The organism is Myroides odoratimimus (assembly GCF_004337635.1).
In the GTDB taxonomy this organism is placed as follows: Bacteria; Bacteroidota; Bacteroidia; order Flavobacteriales; family Flavobacteriaceae; genus Flavobacterium; species Flavobacterium odoratimimum.
In genome coordinates this window covers 1,391,398-1,408,176 of the sequence record NZ_CP037427.1, presented here as the reverse complement: position 1 = coordinate 1,408,176, position 16,779 = coordinate 1,391,398, and the positions used below count along the sequence as shown (strand labels likewise).

Sequence of the window (16,779 nt, the reverse complement as noted above, 5' to 3'; positions counted from 1 at the left end):
GGTCTTATTTTGTTTTATCGTTTATCATTTTAGATGTACGGTAAATCAATAAGATGCATACTGCACAAAGCAATGCTACAATACCAATTAATGCGATTAGACTATCCCCTTGGAATAGGTTATTAAAATCTAACATTGTGATATTTAATACAATCAATGCCGCAACAAATGCTATAACTATGTAACTAAAAATTTTCATTTCGAATGATAAAGAATTTGATTTTACCATCCGAAAGTACAAAAAAACCACCACTCGGACAATCCTTTAACATTACCACTATATATTTTAACAACGAGATATAAAAGTCATAAAACGTGGTTTTTCACTATTTTTATCAAGAACTCATCACTATTCTTGAATCACACATCATAGATATAAGCGCTACAATGAAATAATCTAAAAAACATTAACATGTAAAATAATAGCGTAATTAACACTATTCTACTGATCTGGTACAACTATCTTATATTATGAACTTTATATTCATCCTAAATTACTTAGTGAAAAAGGTTAATCTAAAGGGTGTTACTCTTTATTACATAAAGATTTGTAATTTTGCAGCCAATTAATTATTATATTCAGATGTTTCAAATAGGAAAAACAATCGTATCAGAAGAAGTTCTAGAAAAAGAATTCGTATGTAACCTTTCGGCTTGTAAAGGGGAATGCTGTATAGACGGAGATGCAGGAGCGCCTGTAGAAGATGATGAAGTAGAGATACTTAGAGCTGTATATGATAAAGTAAAACCTTTCTTACGTCCTGAAGGTATTAAGGCAATAGAAGAACAAGGTACATCTGTATATGGTGATGATGATGAGTATGAAACTCCTCTAATAGAAGGGGGAGAATGTGCTTATGTAATCTACGAAAATGAAATGGCACTATGTGGAATAGAGAAAGCGTATAACGAAGGTCTAATCGACTGGAAAAAGCCAATCTCATGTCACTTATATCCTATACGTATCAAAGAGTTCTCTTCTTTCTCTGCTGTGAACTATCACAAATGGCATATCTGTAGTGATGCTTGTACCCTAGGTCAAGAGTTAAGCGTACCTGTATATAAATTCTTAAAAACCCCTCTAATCAGAAAATATGGTGAAGATTGGTATAAAGAATTGGAACTAGTAGCAGAAGAGTGGAGCAAATCAAGACAATAGATTTATTGTATATAGAGCACTTGCTCTTTATAATCAATAATTGCATTCCCTTGTAGTAATACATCTGAGCCAATAATCCCGTGTACAGTCTTTACTTTATACTCTATTAAGGCAACATTGACATGAGTTAAATCTATAATTACTAGGTTAAAACTCTTGTTATGCCAACGGCTCATTTGTAAATGATTATGATATGCTACTTGGGTATGCATTCCATTAGCCCCTGCTCCTGAGGCTTTAGTAGACGAATTCTCAGGAATAATATTAAAATGGTCTATATGACTAAAATCAATACAGCTATTAGATGCTCCTGTGTCTAGGATAAAGTCCCCTAGTATTCCATTGATTTTAGCTTTGACAAAAAGGTGGTTCGTTTTAGATATTTTAAACTTAATTTTCTTATATCCTCCCTTTTTTAATATATCTTTCATGTTTTCCATCAATCAAATGTAGTTTAAATTCTTTTTAAAAGGTACTTTTGTAGCATTAATCTAACATTATAGAAAAATACAATATTAGAATGATATTTACTGACACGCATACACATTTATACTCAGATGCTTTTGCAGAAGATCGTAAAGAAACAATAAATCGTGCAATATCTAGTGGAGTTACGCGTTTTTTTATACCAGCGATAGATTCAAGCTATAGCAATGCAATGTTTGAACTAGAGCAAGAGTTCCCTAATAATGTATTTCTTATGATGGGACTACATCCTACTGATGTAAAACCAGAGACGTATAAAGAAGAGTTGGCTTATGTAGAGCGTGAACTCGAACGACGTACTTATTACGCTGTAGGAGAGATAGGCATTGACCTGTATTGGGATAAAAGTACTTTAGCCATACAGCAAGAAGCCTTTCAATATCAAATTCAATTGGCAAAGAAATATAAATTGCCTATTAATATACACTGTCGAGATGCTTTTGACGAAGTGTTCGAAGTACTAGAACGAGAAAAAGGAGAAGGCCTTAGAGGGATATTCCACTGCTTCACAGGTACAGAAGAACAAGCGCTAAAAGCTATTTCTTATAACCTAAAGCTAGGTATAGGTGGGGTAGCAACGTTTAAAAATGGTAAAATAGATCAGTTTTTAAACAAAATACCACTGGAGCATATCGTATTAGAAACTGATTCTCCGTACCTTGCACCTGTTCCTTTTAGAGGAAAAAGAAATGAAAGTGCATATATCGTGAATATTGCAGAAAAATTAGCCGATATTTACGCGCTGCCTCTAGAAGAGATAGCAAAACAAACTACAGCAAATTCAATAGCTGTGTTTGGAATTTAAAACACGAAAACAACATAACTTGTTTATAATAATACATTACACTAATGTCTAAGTTTGATTCTATACGCCACTACCACGATCACGAGGTACACGAAGTCTTACAACAGATTTCTAAACACCCAATGATAAAAGCGTTAATGGGATATACTTTTCCTAATAAAACGGAAGAGGAATGGATGAATGCCTTAAAGGAAGTAAAGTCTATTCAACAATTTCAAGATGATTTTGCTTACCACTCTATTCAACGAATCCTAGAGAAAAGCTCTAATGGTTTGACCACTTCGGGGTTTGACAAATTAGATAAAGACACAGCTTATCTATACGTATCTAACCATAGAGATATCCTTATGGATACTTCTCTTCTCAACGTTGCTCTTAAAGACAATAAATTAGTTATGACAGCCTCTGCTATAGGGGATAACCTAGTGCAGAAATCATTTTTACTAGCGCTAGCTAAAGTAAATAGAAACTTCTTAGTTAAACGTGGATTACCACCTAGAGAACTATTAGAAAGTTCTAAACTAATGTCTGAATATATACAACATCTTTTATTCGAAGAGAACAGATCTGTGTGGATAGCACAGAGAGAAGGACGTACTAAAGATGGAAATGATGCAACTCATCAGGGAGTGCTGAAGATGATAGGAATGGCTTCTGATGAGGCTAACTTAATGGACTACTTCAAAAAAGTGAAGATAGTACCTGTATCTATCTCGTATGAGTATGATCCTACGGATGCACTTAAGATGCCTCAGTTATTAGCTAAAGCGAATGATGAAGTATATATCAAAGATAAGAATGAAGACTTTATCAACTTATATAGTGGTATCATCGGTCAAAAACGTGGTATTCATATCCATGTAGGAGATGTTCTAGACCAAGAATTAGAGAATATTAAAAACACTGTAGATAAGACTAATAAGCAAATGCAAGCTGTAGCTACAGAAATAGATAAGTCTATTATTGCTAACTATTTCTTATGGCCTACTAACTATATTGCTTATGATATCATGCATAACAGCAATAAGTTCGCTGATAAATATACAGAAAAGGAGAGGCAATTATTCGAAAGACGTCTTGAACTACGTGTAGATAAAGAGAACAAAATAATCGTAGATGGCTTCTTAGCTATGTATGCTAATCCTGTTATTAATAAACTTAAATTGAGTGATGAACAATAGTCCTGCTATTCTTTTAATCTATACTGGTGGAACTATCGGTATGGTAAAAGACTTTAAAACAGGTGCTTTACGTGCGTTCAATTTTGATCAGTTAGTAGAGCGTATACCTGAGTTACACATGCTAGAGTGTTCGATAGAGACCTATTCATTCGAAACACCGATAGACTCTTCTGATATGAGCCCTGCCTTATGGGTAAAGATGGCAAGTGTAGTAGAAGAGAACTATGATAAATTTGACGGATTCGTTATTCTACACGGTTCGGATACGATGTCATACTCAGCATCTGCACTAAGCTTTATGCTTCAAAACTTGCGCAAACCTGTTATATTAACAGGTTCTCAGCTTCCTATTGGAGACTTGCGTACAGATGCTAAAGAAAACCTTATCACGGCTATTCAAGTAGCTGCTGTACAAGAAAACAATACTCCTGTTATTCAAGAGGTGTGTTTATACTTTGAATACAAATTATACAGAGGAAATAGAACTTCTAAGGTAAGTGCTGAATTATTTAATGCGTTTACCTCTCCTAATATTGCTCATTTAGCAGAATCAGGAGTAAATCTGCGTATCAATAAACCTTTACTCAACTATACACATACTCAAGAACCATTACTCGTACACAAAGAGATGTCTAGTAATGTGATGATTCTAAAGATATTCCCTGGCATACAGCAGAATGTATTAGAGGCTATTCTAAATATTAAAGATCTAGAAGGAATCGTACTTGAGACTTATGGCGCAGGTAATGCACCTACTGAAGCATGGTTCTTAACAACATTAGGACAGGCTATTAAAAAGGGACTTAAAGTAATCAACGTTACTCAGTGTTCTAGCGGTAGTGTACATATGGGTAAATATGAGACAAGTACAGAGCTAAAAGAAATAGGTATTATCTCTGGTAAAGATATTACGACAGAGGCTGCCATCACTAAGCTGATGTTCTTACTCAAACAGAAAGACTTAAAAGACTTTAAAACTGCTTTCGAGACTCCTATCTGTGGAGAAATGGAAGAAGATTAAAATATAGTAAAAGCTCTTGGAACTACTCTAAGAGCTTTTACTATTGTTATTTGACATCAGTAAGACTTTCTAACATACGTAACCTATACATTAGCATCGGTTCATTTTCCCAAAAATTAGGTGATTCTATTAGCTTATAATCTACAATAAGAAACTCTTTACCTCTAAGTACAATTTTCTTAATATAGCTATAAGTAGAACCATTTAATGTATTACACTTCAATATGATTGTATTCTTATCTTTATAAAATACAGAAACAGTTTTTTGTCCATTATACCAATAATTAATATCTTTAAAATCAAACTTATAAGTATCATTATCTAAAACAAATTCTTTATTTAAAGCTTGTTTATTTAATCTATCCCACACCTTATTAATATCCTTATCTAAAGGTAATGAAATATACTGTTCTCCATTAATTACTACATCTTCATCTGCAATATCAGACAATACCTTGGATAAATACTGTCTTTGTTTCTCAACTATAAGTAACATACCAGGACTAAAAACTCTAGTATATTCGTTCCATGTTTTAAAAGAAGTTAATTTATTCTGACTAAAGAAAGTCTTAATCACCCTAAGGTCGTCTATAATAAAATCAAGTTTAACAGGTAAGAACTCACCTCTCAATTTAAAAAAAGTATCCGTATAAAATACAGCATATATACCTTCGCTAGCAAAATACTTAAAAAATTGCGCATATATATTTTCACCTATTTGATAAATAACGCATTCATTATCAAAATATAACACCCGATCTTCAATACCATCTAGTAAATCATTTACAGTTATAGCTTGAGGATCTTTACTACGAATAAAAAACAAATCTCCAGCTCGCATATCGCTTTCCTCTTTAAATGAGAATATATGACTGAATCGAATATTTAGTTCACTATCAATTACTTTTAAATCACCTACCATCAATTGCATAGACCTATTTTCACCTTGCTCCCATATATCAAAAGTATACATAAAGGGTATCCGCTTCTCTACACCATTAATAAGAATTGGGGTAGTTGGTAATAAAAGATCTAATCTTTCACCTATAGCAGCAGAGTCCATAGTTATTTTATGGCTAAAGTACTCCTCTTTAGCTTTGTGGATACTATCAAAATAAAGACTAATCTCACTACTTGAACGACCTTTCTTACAACTACCTAACATTAAAGTCATCCCTACTAAGAGATATATTATCTTTTTCATTAATTAATTGTTGATTAGATTACTGTCTCACACCATTCTTATATGTTTCTTCCTTTTTCACATCTCCTCTAGAAGTCCATTCAGTCCATTTACCATCCTTCTGTCCATTGAGATATTTTCCTTTAGCTTTTGGCTTTTTAGAATCAGCCCATTCTTCACTATAGTCACCATCCTTATTCCCTTTGTCATTGTAATTACATGTGATAAAGAAATCACCATTGTTAGAAGATATCAATGAACGCTCCTTACCAATCTGTTTTCCGTTGACGAATGTACGTTCATACTTCATCTTTCCTTCATTAGTGAATGCCTTAGACACACCGTCTTCTTTTCCTTGTTTAAAGTTTCGCTCTTGCTCTACCCGACCACTAGTATAGTAAGTAACACGCTTTGTCATACTATTATCTGTATAGACCTCCATCTCACGCTTATTTCCATTACTACTGAAGTATATCCATTCTCCGTGTTTCTTCCCCATCTTCATATTTCCTTCATATTCCGGCTTACCAGTTGCAACAAAGAAAGCTTGCTGCTTGCCATCCATGTACCCATTTTTAAAATTAAGTAATTCTTTCAACTTACTTTTATCGTAGTACTCCCATTTACCGTTTAACAAACCATCCTTTAAGTCCACATCTATATACTGTTCGGTTACTCCGTTTATGATTCGTTTCTTTCCATTAAGAGGAGTAGATGACTTAACTTCTTTTATATAGCGTTGTCCATCTCCTAGATTGACAATTTCTATATCTGTAAAATCTATTTTAGTCTGTGCTGTAACCGTTAATATAGGCAACATTAAACACAATAATGACAGGGCTATTCTTTTCATATAACACTTTAATTAATTACTATTTTAAGTTAAATTTAAACATAAAATAGCAATATAAAACTAAAAACAAACACATTAAGTCTTTAACCCTATTATTTACACCAATAAAAAAAGCAGTTCATCACATTGGACAAACTGCTTTTAAACTAAAATCGATAACTAAATAACTAACTTTTTATACAAAAAAAGCTGTACTATTATACATTACTAGTAGTCTATGGCTACTCTCTCTGTTACTACTGATTTAATAAAATCAACTACTTTTAGATGCTCAGGGTGTTTTGCATAAATATCTAAGTCTTGAAGGTTCTTAAATGTTGTATGTAAAATCACTTCAAAGTTTTTAGGGTCTGATTGAGGATCATTAAATGATACAGCGATAGATTCTAGTACCTCTATCTTCCCTTTTAAATCTTCTAATAGTCGTTTTATTTCTAATTTATTGGCTTCTTTATTTTCATCTTTCAGCCTCCACATTACTATATGTGTAATCATAATGTCTATTTTTTATTGAACTAACAAGTTAATCAAAACTGCCTTATCTTTAGCACGCTCCACTTATTTTTTCAATTTATCCTTTATTCGATTAGCCTCAGCTATAAAACCAGCTAATCCTTTAGTATCACCTGCTTCTAAATATGTCTTGAACTGAGTTAACTTCTCTAGATACGTATCTAAAATCGGTAACACATGTTCTGCATTCTGTTCAAAGATAGGCAACCACATATCTACAGAACTCTTCGCTAATCTAACTGTAGAAGCAAATCCTCCTGCTGCTAAATTAAAGATAGCTGTATCATCTTTCTCTTTGTCTAAGACCGCTACTGCTAACGCATAAGATATCGCATGAGATAGATGAGACACATACCCCACATGCTCATCATGCGAGTTAGCATCCATTAAGATCATACGCATCTCTAGGTGATAATACAGTTCAGAGATTGCATTTAATGCCTTAGGATTAGACTTCTCTGGATTACAAATAATCGCTACCCTATCTTTAAACAATCCTTTAAACGCAGCTTCAGGCCCACTAAACTCTGTACCTGCCATCGGATGCGTAGCTACGAATTGTCCTCTTCTGTTATGTCCTTCTATCTCCTTTTCTAATAAAGACTTCGTAGATCCCACGTCCATTACATACTGCCCATCTCCTACTCTGTCTAACACATATGACACCAGTTTTACACTCGCGTTCACAGGTGTCGCTATAATGATAATATCTGATTTCTCTATTAATGTATCTAGTTCTACGATTTCATCTGCGATACGTAGTTCTAATGCCTTACTAGCATTGCGCTCAGATAAATCTGAAGCCAATACCTTCGTTACAAACCCTTTTTCTTTTAGATCTAAAACAATAGATCCTCCGATTAGTCCTACACCTACTAATCCTACTATTTTTGCCATATTACGTCTATTATGATAAACAAAGCTATAAATACCTACTTTGTTTCAGCATAATTTCTTCCCTTTTTTTAAACTTTTCTAACTTTTGTTCTCGTTTGTGTTTGATCAACACCTAAACTAACTAACCTTTATAACCTATATCGAGAACAATGTTACTACAGTTATAACATAGATGTAGGACACACAAAGTCTGTATGGTCTAGTGTACTCTCCTTACTTATTGCGTTGTATCCCCCTAACACATCCACTAGATTCGTAATTCCATACTTATATAATATCGATGCAGCCATCATACTTCTATACCCTCCAGCACAGTAGATGATATATTTCTTCTCTTTTGACATCACATCTATTTTATCTTCTAATTCATTCAGAGGAAGACTCACCGAATCTTCTAAATGCTCTGATCTAAACTCATTTATCTTACGTACGTCTAACAGTACTCCTTTATCCTCTAGATAGAGCCTATCCATCTCCTGAGGCGTTATACGAGTAATAGTATGAATAGGCTCACCAGCATTCTTCCAAGCTTCTATTCCACCTTCTAGATATCCTATTGTATTATCATATCCCACACGTGATAGACGAATCATACTCTCCTCTTCTTTCCCTGGCTCCGTGATTAAAACAATAGGCGCTTTTATATCTTTTATCAACTCACCAACCCAAACAGCGAACTGACCATTTAATCCTATATTAATACTACTAGGTACGAAGCCCTCTGAGAACGCCTGTGGCATACGTGTATCTAACAGAATCACTTCTTTCTTCTTCATCTGTTCCTTCACAGCCTCTACACTCATAGGCGTTTTACCTCTATCTAAGATACTGTCTAGTTGCTCATACCCAGTGATATTCATCAACACATTTTTAGGAAAATACTGAGGTGGTGTAGCTAACCCTGTTAATAACTCTACTACGAACTCATCTTCTGTCATATCAGCACGTAGTGCATAGTTAGTCTTCTTCTGATTACCTAAAGTATCTACAGTCTCCTTACTCATATTCTTACCACAGGCAGACCCCGCACCATGATTAGGATACACGATTACCTCATCTGGTAGTACCATGATTTTATTGCGAAGTGATTGGAATAAATGCCTAGCCAAAATTTCTTCTGTAATCTCAGATTTGACTAATTGTACTAAGTCAGGACGACCTACATCTCCGATGAATAGTGTATCTCCACTAATGATAGCATGCTCTTTACCCTCTTCATCTATAATAAGATAAGTACTGCTCTCCATCGTATGCCCAGGAGTATGTAATACTTTTATCTGAATGTTCCCAAGTTTAAACACTTGATTATCTTCTGCTATAACAGCCTCATAACTAGGTGCTGCAGTAGGTCCGAAGACTATCTTCGCTCCTGTCTTCTCCATAATATCAAGGTGTCCACTCACAAAATCTGCATGAAAGTGTGTCTCGAATACATACTTAATGACTGCATCATCACTTTTAGCTCTTTCTAAATAAGGTTCTACATCTCGAAGGGGGTCAAATATAGCCGCCTCACCGTTACTCTCTACATAATAAGCAGCATGTGCAATACAGCCTGTATATATCTGTTCTATTTTCATATCTTACTTTTTTTCGAGATTAAAAGTACTATTGATCACTTAGTAAAAAAATGACAAATATCATAGATCCAAATAATTACAGATAAAAATAAATGAACAACACCCTTTGATAAACAAAAAGCACTCTGTATGGAGTGCCTTTTTATTTCTTATACGAAACCTTCTTTTAGTACCAGTTGTATTAGATTAGCGGTATCCGACACTTCGAATACATGCTTCATCTTTGCTAATCTTTTTTTGATAGCAGGATTAGAGAGAGGAATATGATTTTCTAATTCTTGTAGTTTATATCCTTTAGATAACAACACTAGAATCTCTCTATTGTAATCATCATACATTACTTCCTTTCTTACTATTTCATTTAAGCAGTGCTTCACGATATCACTCTGATAACGATCGCCTGTTAATACGCGTTTAACGATATCTAATAAGTTATCAGGTGTAATCTCATGCTTACTTACTAACCCATCAGGTCTAATGTTTTTAACGATATTATAGATCGTTATCACTTCTGTATGACCAGTCAAGATGATGGTCTTACAGTAAGGCATTTCTTTCTTTATATAGGCTACTATATCTCCTCCATCTCTTAGTAGTGCTCCTTCCTTACTTGGTAAAGAAAAGTCAACAATAGCAAGATCAAATAAATCACCTCGTTCAACGGCAGCATCTATTGTTTCTTTAGCAGTCAAACAGTCAAATGACTTTTCAAAGACAACCTCTCCGAGTCCTAATTTATCTTTAGAGAGAGCCAATACATATCCTTCTACGATAAGAGGATGGTCATCTACTAACAGTATTCTGCACATAATAATCGAGTTTTGAGAATCATACTACAAATTTAAACATTAAACTAGTATAAAAATACTTATTTGTGATAAGTTACAACTTTTTATACACAAAATATCAACAATCTACATAAAAGTACAAAATGATAAGATTCAATATACAAAAAAAGCACCAAGTAATACACTTGATGCTTTATATATCTTTATTTTAATAGATTATACAAGCTTATTAGCCACTAGGTACTCCGCAATCTGTACTGTATTTGTTGCAGCTCCTTTTCTAAGGTTATCTGCTACGATCCACATATTCACAGTGTTTTTTTGGCTCTCATCTCTTCTGATACGCCCTACGAACACATCGTCTTTCCCCTCTGCATATAGTGGCATTGGGTATGTATTTGTATCTGTATTATCTTGTACAGTGATACCAGGAGTCTGGTGAAGAATCTGTCTAATATCTCCTAAATCAAAGTCTTTTTCAAACTCTATATTCACAGTCTCACTATGTCCCCCCACTACAGGGATACGCACAGCTGTAGCCGTTACTAATACAGTATCATCTCTAAGAATCTTCTTCGTTTCTTTCACTAACTTCATCTCCTCTTTAGTGTATCCATTATCTTCGAACACATCACAGTGAGGAATAGCGTTGCGGTGAATAGGATAATTATAAGCCATATCCCCTTTTACATCCTTATACTCATTCTCTAACTGTTTTACAGCTTTCACACCTGTACCAGTAATAGACTGATACGTTGATACTACCACTCTCTTAATCCCGTATTGCTTGTGTAAAGGAGATAATGCCATCACTAACTGAATAGTAGAACAGTTAGGGTTCGCAATAATTTTATCTTCTTTAGTCAATGAATCAGCATTAATCTCTGGTACGATTAACTTCTTCGTTGGATCCATTCTCCATGCCGAAGAATTATCTATAACTGTAGTACCTACCTCAGCGAACTTCGGTGCACACTCTAGAGAAATACTTCCTCCTGCTGAAAATAAAGCAATATCCGGCTTCATCATAACAGCCTCTTGCATGGACTTTATGGTATACTTCTTACCCTTAAATTCCACTTCCTTACCTACAGACTTCTCAGAAGCCACAGGAATTAATTCTGTTACAGGAAAATTTCTCTCCACTAATACTTTTAGCATGATTTCACCTACCATACCGGTAGCGCCTACTACTGCGATTTTCATTTTTTTATAAAATTAGGATTGATAAATAGTTTTAATCAAGGATAAAAATAACACTTTATTCAATTACCAAGACAACTGTAGGTCTTTTATTTGCAATTGAATAGTAGTTTTATTTCTCCAGTTGTTCTCCTCGATAGAATAAATGATATCTACGTGCTGCTTATCCTTCACATTCTCATACTGAGCTCCTAGGTTAAAACCTATAGCACTAAACTTATATCCAGGATTTCTTCGCTGTTTAAAACTCACCTTTAGGTGTTCTCCTTTTGCTCCTGCTAATTTTGCATATCCTGTATCGAAGACCTCTTTCGTCAAGAAACAAGGACTAGGATTACCAGGGCCAAAAGGTTCAAACTGCTTTAAAATACGCAGAAATTTATCTGTAATCTCTGAGAACTGAATCTTAGCATCTATTTCGATCTCAGGTATAAGGTCAGTCTCCTCAATCGTACTTGCTACTACTTCTTCAAACTTTTGTCTAAAAGCCTCTAGATTCTCTTTCTTTATTGTCAACCCAGCAGCATACATATGCCCCCCGAACTGAATAAGATGTTCAGAGCACTTCTCAAGAGCCTGATAGATATCAAAGTTCTTAACAGAGCGCGCTGATGCAGCTAGGTAATCCCCACTATCTGTAAACACAATAGTCGGTCTATAATACGTATCGATAAGACGAGAAGCCACGATACCGATCACCCCCTTATGCCAAGATGGGCTATACACTACGGTACTCTTTGAGTTAATTAATTTCTGATCGATTATCTGTTTAAGCGCTTCTTCCGTTATACCTTGGTCTAGCGACTTGCGCTCTTCATTGATATTTACGATTTTCTCGACAGTCATATTTGCCCCTTCTTCAGTAGCTTCTGTCAATAGATCTACAGTAAAGTTACCATGTTCTATTCTTCCAGCCGCATTGATTTTAGGAGCTAACTTAAATACTATATCTGTCATCGTATATGTAGTTAAGTCATATAACTTCATCAATGCTTTTATACCAGGACGTGGGCTTTCATTAATCACCTTAAGTCCATAGTACGCCAATACTCTATTCTCTCCTGTGATCGGCACTACATCTGCTGCGATAGCAGTAGCTACTAGATCTAGATAGTGTTCTATAGAGGCGAAAGGAAGTCCCTGAATCGTATTTAATGCCTGAATCAACTTAAATCCTACACCACATCCACATAACTCCTTATAGGGATATAAGCAGTCTACGCGTTTAGGATCTAACACGGCTACTGCATCAGGAATAATCTCTCCAGGTAAGTGATGATCACATATTATAAAATCAACACCTTTCTCTTTAGCATACTGTATGTGCTCTATAGACTTTATACCACAGTCTAGAGCTATGATTAGATGGATACCTTGCGTTATAGCATAATCTATCCCTTGATACGATATACCATATCCTTCATTATATCGATCTGGAATATACGTATCTACCTGAGCACCTAAGCTCTTTAAATAGGAATACATTAAGGCGACAGACGTAGTTCCATCCACATCGTAATCACCGAAAACCAAGATAGATTCTCGATTCTTAATCGCGTTTAGAATGCGATGGACAGCCTCTGTCATATCTGCCATCAGAAAGGGGTCGTGCAAATCTTCTAAAGAAGGTCTAAAGAATTTCTTAGCAGCTTCGAAGGTCTCTATCCCACGCTGTGCTAATAACCTCCCTACTATAGGATCTACACCTAAAACTTCTTGTAAATGAGCAACTATTTTTTCATCTGGATCTTGTTTTAAATACCAGCGCATTAATTACTCTTTATGATAATGAATACTAGTTTTAACTTCAGCAAATTCTTTAAACATATCCATTACACCACAATACTTCTCGATCGATAAATCAACTGCTTTTTTTAGCTTCGCCTCATCTAGATTAGCACCATAGAAGTGATACTCTACTATCACAGTATGATAAGTAGCTGGGTCTGCATCTGTAAGTAGTCCTTCTGTCTCTATTTTAAAATCAGCAACATCTAATCTCATTTTCTTAATCAGTGATGCTACGTCTAATCCTGAACATCCTGCTAAAGCAGATAGCATTAATGCTTTTGGTCTTAGACCTTTATTATCTCCTCCATTTTCAGGGCCTGCATCTATTCTAATCGTTCCTCCACTTGGATTAGTTGATTCGAATTGCATGTTTTCTATCCAACTTGTAGTTACTTTATGTGACATAATGTTCTGTTTTTATCAAATGTATCAAAAAAAAATCAATGTTCACTAGTTAATGAAGACGCAAAAAGAGAATCTAATGCTCAACCCTCCTCTCACTATCTGATATAGCCTAACTATTTCTCCTTGCAACAAAATTATTCGCTAAACAGATAAATTCTATACTACACTTCACTACATACAAGACAATATGTACATAACAAGATAAAATACAATGCTATAAACAGTCCTTTATATGCATATCCCTTTTTTTAGTCTAAAACTCTTTATTTGCCTAAATATCCTCTTTTATTACCTCAAAAAAAGCTTTTTTGCTTAATAGAATATCTTTTATGGATAATTTTTAATCAAAACACTGACTAAAAAACCATATTCTAGCAAAAAAACATAAAAAAATGCTCACTTTTTTACACCTCATAATGTGAACAAAACCCAATACTGACCTAACAATCAATACATTAACAAATAATCAGATTATAAAACAATCTAACGTCTATTACTCCTCAAGTCACTGAATACAAGCATTACTAGCATTCTCTTCAACACTTCTTCAACATTTCCCCAAGATTTCTCTAGTTAGAAGCCTCTTTCTTGAAGAACTATTGAAGAAATCTTGTAGCGGTATTGAAGAGGTTGCTCTTTCTTATCAGAAACTAGACTATTAGACTAAGTTCACCACAAAACACATCACTCGTTTTTAAACAAAAAAAATGCCCATAGCAATCTGCTACGGGCAATTCTCTATACTGTAATAACCTATCTGCTAAGGCAGGTGGCAATTTCTTATTTACTTTTTCCAGCTACGATCACTACTATCTCTCCTTTAGGAGGTTTCGCTTCGAAATGAGCTAACACTTCTATCACTGTACCTCTTACAGTCTCTTCGTGTAGTTTTGACAATTCTCTAGAGACAGATACTTGTCTATCTTCACCGAAGTATTCTTTAAATTCTCCTAAGGTCTTTACTAACTTATGAGGAGATACATAAAGGATCATCGTTCTGGTCTCTTCTGCTAGGATTAGATATCTCGTCTGTCTTCCTTTCTTGTCAGGTAAAAACCCTTCAAAGACAAACTTATCATTCGGCAAACCACTATTCACTAATGCAGGTACGAATGCTGTAGCCCCTGGTAGACACTCTACTCCTACACCCTGCTCTACACACGCACGTGTCAATAAAAATCCTGGATCAGAGATAGCTGGTGTACCTGCATCTGATATCAGTGCGAAGGTCTCTCCTGCTTGCATTCTCTTTACTAATCCTTCTACAGTTTTATGCTCATTATGCATGTGATGACTAAACATCGGTGTAGAGATTTCAAAATGTTTTAATAGTTTTCCACTATTACGTGTGTCTTCTGCTAAGATATAATCTACTTCTTGCAATACTTTTATTGCGCGATACGTCATATCTTCTAAATTTCCAATTGGTGTAGGTACCAAGTAAAGTTTCCCCATAATTATATAAAACGTTTTTCTACTAACGTCATAAAGCGTTCTTCGTATTCTTCTTTTCCTTCCCAGTTATTATATTCTGGTTTTACTAAATGATCTATTAGACTATTCGCTTCGTCAAAAGAACTCACTGTATTTAATTGTGACAATACTCTATTAAAGTCTTCTGCACTTCCATTAAATAAATGTCTCTCGAAAGCAATACGGTCATTCAAGCCTACTACGATAGTAGAACTATATATATCATTAATAGATTTAGGCTTATTGATCTTTGGTTCGCGTACAGAAGTGTGCTCTACATTAAATAGCGTACTCTGCGGTACAGGAGTTTCTACAGTTGGTTCGATGTGTTGTTCTACAGGAGCGATAGGTTCTGGCTGTACGAAAGTACTTTCTACTACTGGCTCTTTAGGTACAAAATCTGTATTGAACTTCTGTACCTCTTGCTTATCTACATCCTCTACTCTTACAAATTCTACATCGCTGAAGTCGAATCCAAAGAAAGGATCATCCGTATTTGGTTTATTCTCTGTTACTGTTTTTACTTCTTCTTCTACTTTGTAAGTAGAAGTAATCGTAGTTTCCTCTATTGTTTCTTCTATTTTAGCAGGAGCGAATTGTTCGTTTATATTTACTAATGCCTCCTCAATGCTCTCCTCTTTATTCGCTTCCACAATAGAAGGTATTGGCTCTTCTATCACCTCCTCATGTACCACAACTTCTTCTTCATAGAAAGTAGTTACTTCGATATCATCGTTGTCTTCTTCTACCTCTACTTTTACTTCTTGCTCTACTGCAGGAGCCTCTGTCGTGCTATTTGCTACTACTTCTTGTTCTACTACAGGATTTTCTACTGCGATATTAGCGATTACTTCACGTTCGTCTAATTGTTTTAGCATCGCTTCGTGTTGATCTAGATAATGGTGAAGTTGAGCATCATCCGCTTCATTGGCACTATCATCTATATACACCTCTGTAATAAATGGTTCGTCATAGACTACAGCTTTCTGAATAATAGAAGATTCTTCTACCACTTCAGGTGCTATTTTATTCACTTTATCCGCAAGAAGGCTATCATCTATAGTATTAATTGCCTCTTTTTCAGTTTCTGCAACGATAGGGTATTCTTCTTCCACTAGATCTATAGGCATCTGGTGACGTACTACCTCATCTACAGTATTTGAATTCGAATCATTAATCGCCATGGCTTTTAGCGCATCGTCCAATTGCTCAGGAGAAACTTCTTTGATTAATCCTGCTTCAAAATGATCTTGATAGAATTTTAAGATGGTAAGCTTCTCATATAATTCTTTAGCTTCTCTATATAAACTATCTACTTCCTTGTCTTTCAATTGTAATACACGATGAGCCAGACTTAACAACTCTCCTTCTAAGACTTTCTTCATAACTTTTATTTTGCATTAGTAAATTGACGAGCTTTTTTTGATAAATTTGCTCCATA

The 16,779-nt window shown here is 34.9% G+C and carries 17 protein-coding genes; 4 read left to right on the top strand and 13 right to left on the bottom strand.

Translation table 11 applies throughout. From position 1 onward, the window contains the following. Window positions 1–4 precede the first annotated feature (4 nt). Window positions 5–199, bottom strand: coding sequence for a hypothetical protein (locus E0Z07_RS18205; RefSeq protein ID WP_006260500.1), 195 nt, complete (start codon window positions 197–199; stop codon window positions 5–7). Window positions 200–583: 384 nt separating this feature from the next. Between E0Z07_RS18205 and E0Z07_RS06480 the strand changes: the two genes are divergently transcribed. Further along, window positions 584–1,159, top strand: a complete 576-nt coding sequence (locus tag E0Z07_RS06480; RefSeq protein WP_006260499.1) for a DUF3109 family protein — start codon at window positions 584–586, stop codon at window positions 1,157–1,159. 2 nt (window positions 1,160–1,161) lie between these two features. Here E0Z07_RS06480 and E0Z07_RS06475 read toward each other — a convergent pair whose 3' ends face one another. Then, entirely contained in the window at window positions 1,162–1,599 is a 438-nt protein-coding gene (locus E0Z07_RS06475; protein WP_016650045.1) for a retropepsin-like aspartic protease, read from the bottom strand. Between the two features lie 80 nt (window positions 1,600–1,679). Between E0Z07_RS06475 and E0Z07_RS06470 the strand changes: the two genes are divergently transcribed. Genes E0Z07_RS06470 through E0Z07_RS06460 form a run of 3 tightly spaced genes read left to right on the top strand, consistent with a single transcriptional unit; the run spans window position 1,680 to window position 4,652 of the window. Beyond that, complete coding sequence (locus E0Z07_RS06470) at window positions 1,680–2,450, top strand: TatD family hydrolase (protein WP_006257638.1); 771 nt, start codon at window positions 1,680–1,682, stop codon at window positions 2,448–2,450. A 44-nt stretch (window positions 2,451–2,494) separates the two neighbouring features. Next, a complete protein-coding gene (locus E0Z07_RS06465; RefSeq protein WP_006257639.1) occupies window positions 2,495–3,631 on the top strand; it encodes a 1-acyl-sn-glycerol-3-phosphate acyltransferase in 1,137 nt (378 codons plus the stop codon). Continuing rightward, complete coding sequence (locus E0Z07_RS06460; RefSeq protein WP_006262620.1) at window positions 3,621–4,652, top strand: asparaginase; 1,032 nt, start codon at window positions 3,621–3,623, stop codon at window positions 4,650–4,652. The genes E0Z07_RS06465 and E0Z07_RS06460 overlap by 11 nt, the downstream gene beginning before the upstream one ends. Window positions 4,653–4,698: 46 nt before the next feature. On the opposite strand, the gene E0Z07_RS06455 is transcribed toward E0Z07_RS06460, so the two are convergent. From E0Z07_RS06455 to E0Z07_RS06405, 11 genes are all read right to left on the bottom strand, one after another. Then, window positions 4,699–5,856 carry a hypothetical protein gene (locus E0Z07_RS06455; RefSeq protein ID WP_006262619.1) on the bottom strand — a complete coding sequence of 386 codons (1,158 nt, stop codon included), beginning with the start codon at window positions 5,854–5,856 and terminating at the stop codon, window positions 4,699–4,701. Between the two features lie 19 nt (window positions 5,857–5,875). Next, window positions 5,876–6,688, bottom strand: a complete 813-nt coding sequence (locus E0Z07_RS06450; protein ID WP_006262618.1) for a toxin-antitoxin system YwqK family antitoxin — start codon at window positions 6,686–6,688, stop codon at window positions 5,876–5,878. A gap of 207 nt (window positions 6,689–6,895) precedes the next feature. Then, the gene (locus E0Z07_RS06445; protein WP_006262617.1) at window positions 6,896–7,183 is read right to left on the bottom strand and encodes a Dabb family protein; all 288 of its coding nucleotides are present in this window, start codon (window positions 7,181–7,183) and stop codon (window positions 6,896–6,898) included. 63 nt (window positions 7,184–7,246) lie between these two features. Next, on the bottom strand, window positions 7,247–8,098 hold the full coding sequence (locus tag E0Z07_RS06440) for a prephenate dehydrogenase (protein ID WP_006262616.1): 852 nt from the start codon (window positions 8,096–8,098) through the stop codon (window positions 7,247–7,249). A gap of 161 nt (window positions 8,099–8,259) precedes the next feature. Continuing rightward, a complete protein-coding gene (locus E0Z07_RS06435; protein ID WP_006262615.1) occupies window positions 8,260–9,678 on the bottom strand; it encodes an MBL fold metallo-hydrolase in 1,419 nt (472 codons plus the stop codon). A 149-nt stretch (window positions 9,679–9,827) separates the two neighbouring features. After that, window positions 9,828–10,487 carry a response regulator gene (locus tag E0Z07_RS06430; protein ID WP_006262614.1) on the bottom strand — a complete coding sequence of 220 codons (660 nt, stop codon included), beginning with the start codon at window positions 10,485–10,487 and terminating at the stop codon, window positions 9,828–9,830. A 195-nt stretch (window positions 10,488–10,682) separates the two neighbouring features. Then, complete coding sequence (locus tag E0Z07_RS06425; RefSeq protein WP_073144023.1) at window positions 10,683–11,672, bottom strand: aspartate-semialdehyde dehydrogenase; 990 nt, start codon at window positions 11,670–11,672, stop codon at window positions 10,683–10,685. Between the two features lie 63 nt (window positions 11,673–11,735). Beyond that, on the bottom strand, window positions 11,736–13,439 hold the full coding sequence (gene recJ / locus E0Z07_RS06420) for a single-stranded-DNA-specific exonuclease RecJ (RefSeq protein ID WP_131540488.1): 1,704 nt from the start codon (window positions 13,437–13,439) through the stop codon (window positions 11,736–11,738). 3 nt (window positions 13,440–13,442) lie between these two features. Further along, window positions 13,443–13,865: an OsmC family protein gene (locus E0Z07_RS06415; protein WP_006257649.1), complete on the bottom strand. Its 423-nt coding sequence runs from the start codon at window positions 13,863–13,865 to the stop codon at window positions 13,443–13,445. Window positions 13,866–14,645: 780 nt separating this feature from the next. Then, entirely contained in the window at window positions 14,646–15,320 is a 675-nt protein-coding gene (gene rsmI / locus E0Z07_RS06410) for a 16S rRNA (cytidine(1402)-2'-O)-methyltransferase (protein WP_006257650.1), read from the bottom strand. Between the two features lie 2 nt (window positions 15,321–15,322). Further along, complete coding sequence (locus E0Z07_RS06405; RefSeq protein ID WP_131540487.1) at window positions 15,323–16,723, bottom strand: hypothetical protein; 1,401 nt, start codon at window positions 16,721–16,723, stop codon at window positions 15,323–15,325. Window positions 16,724–16,779: the final 56 nt, after the last annotated feature.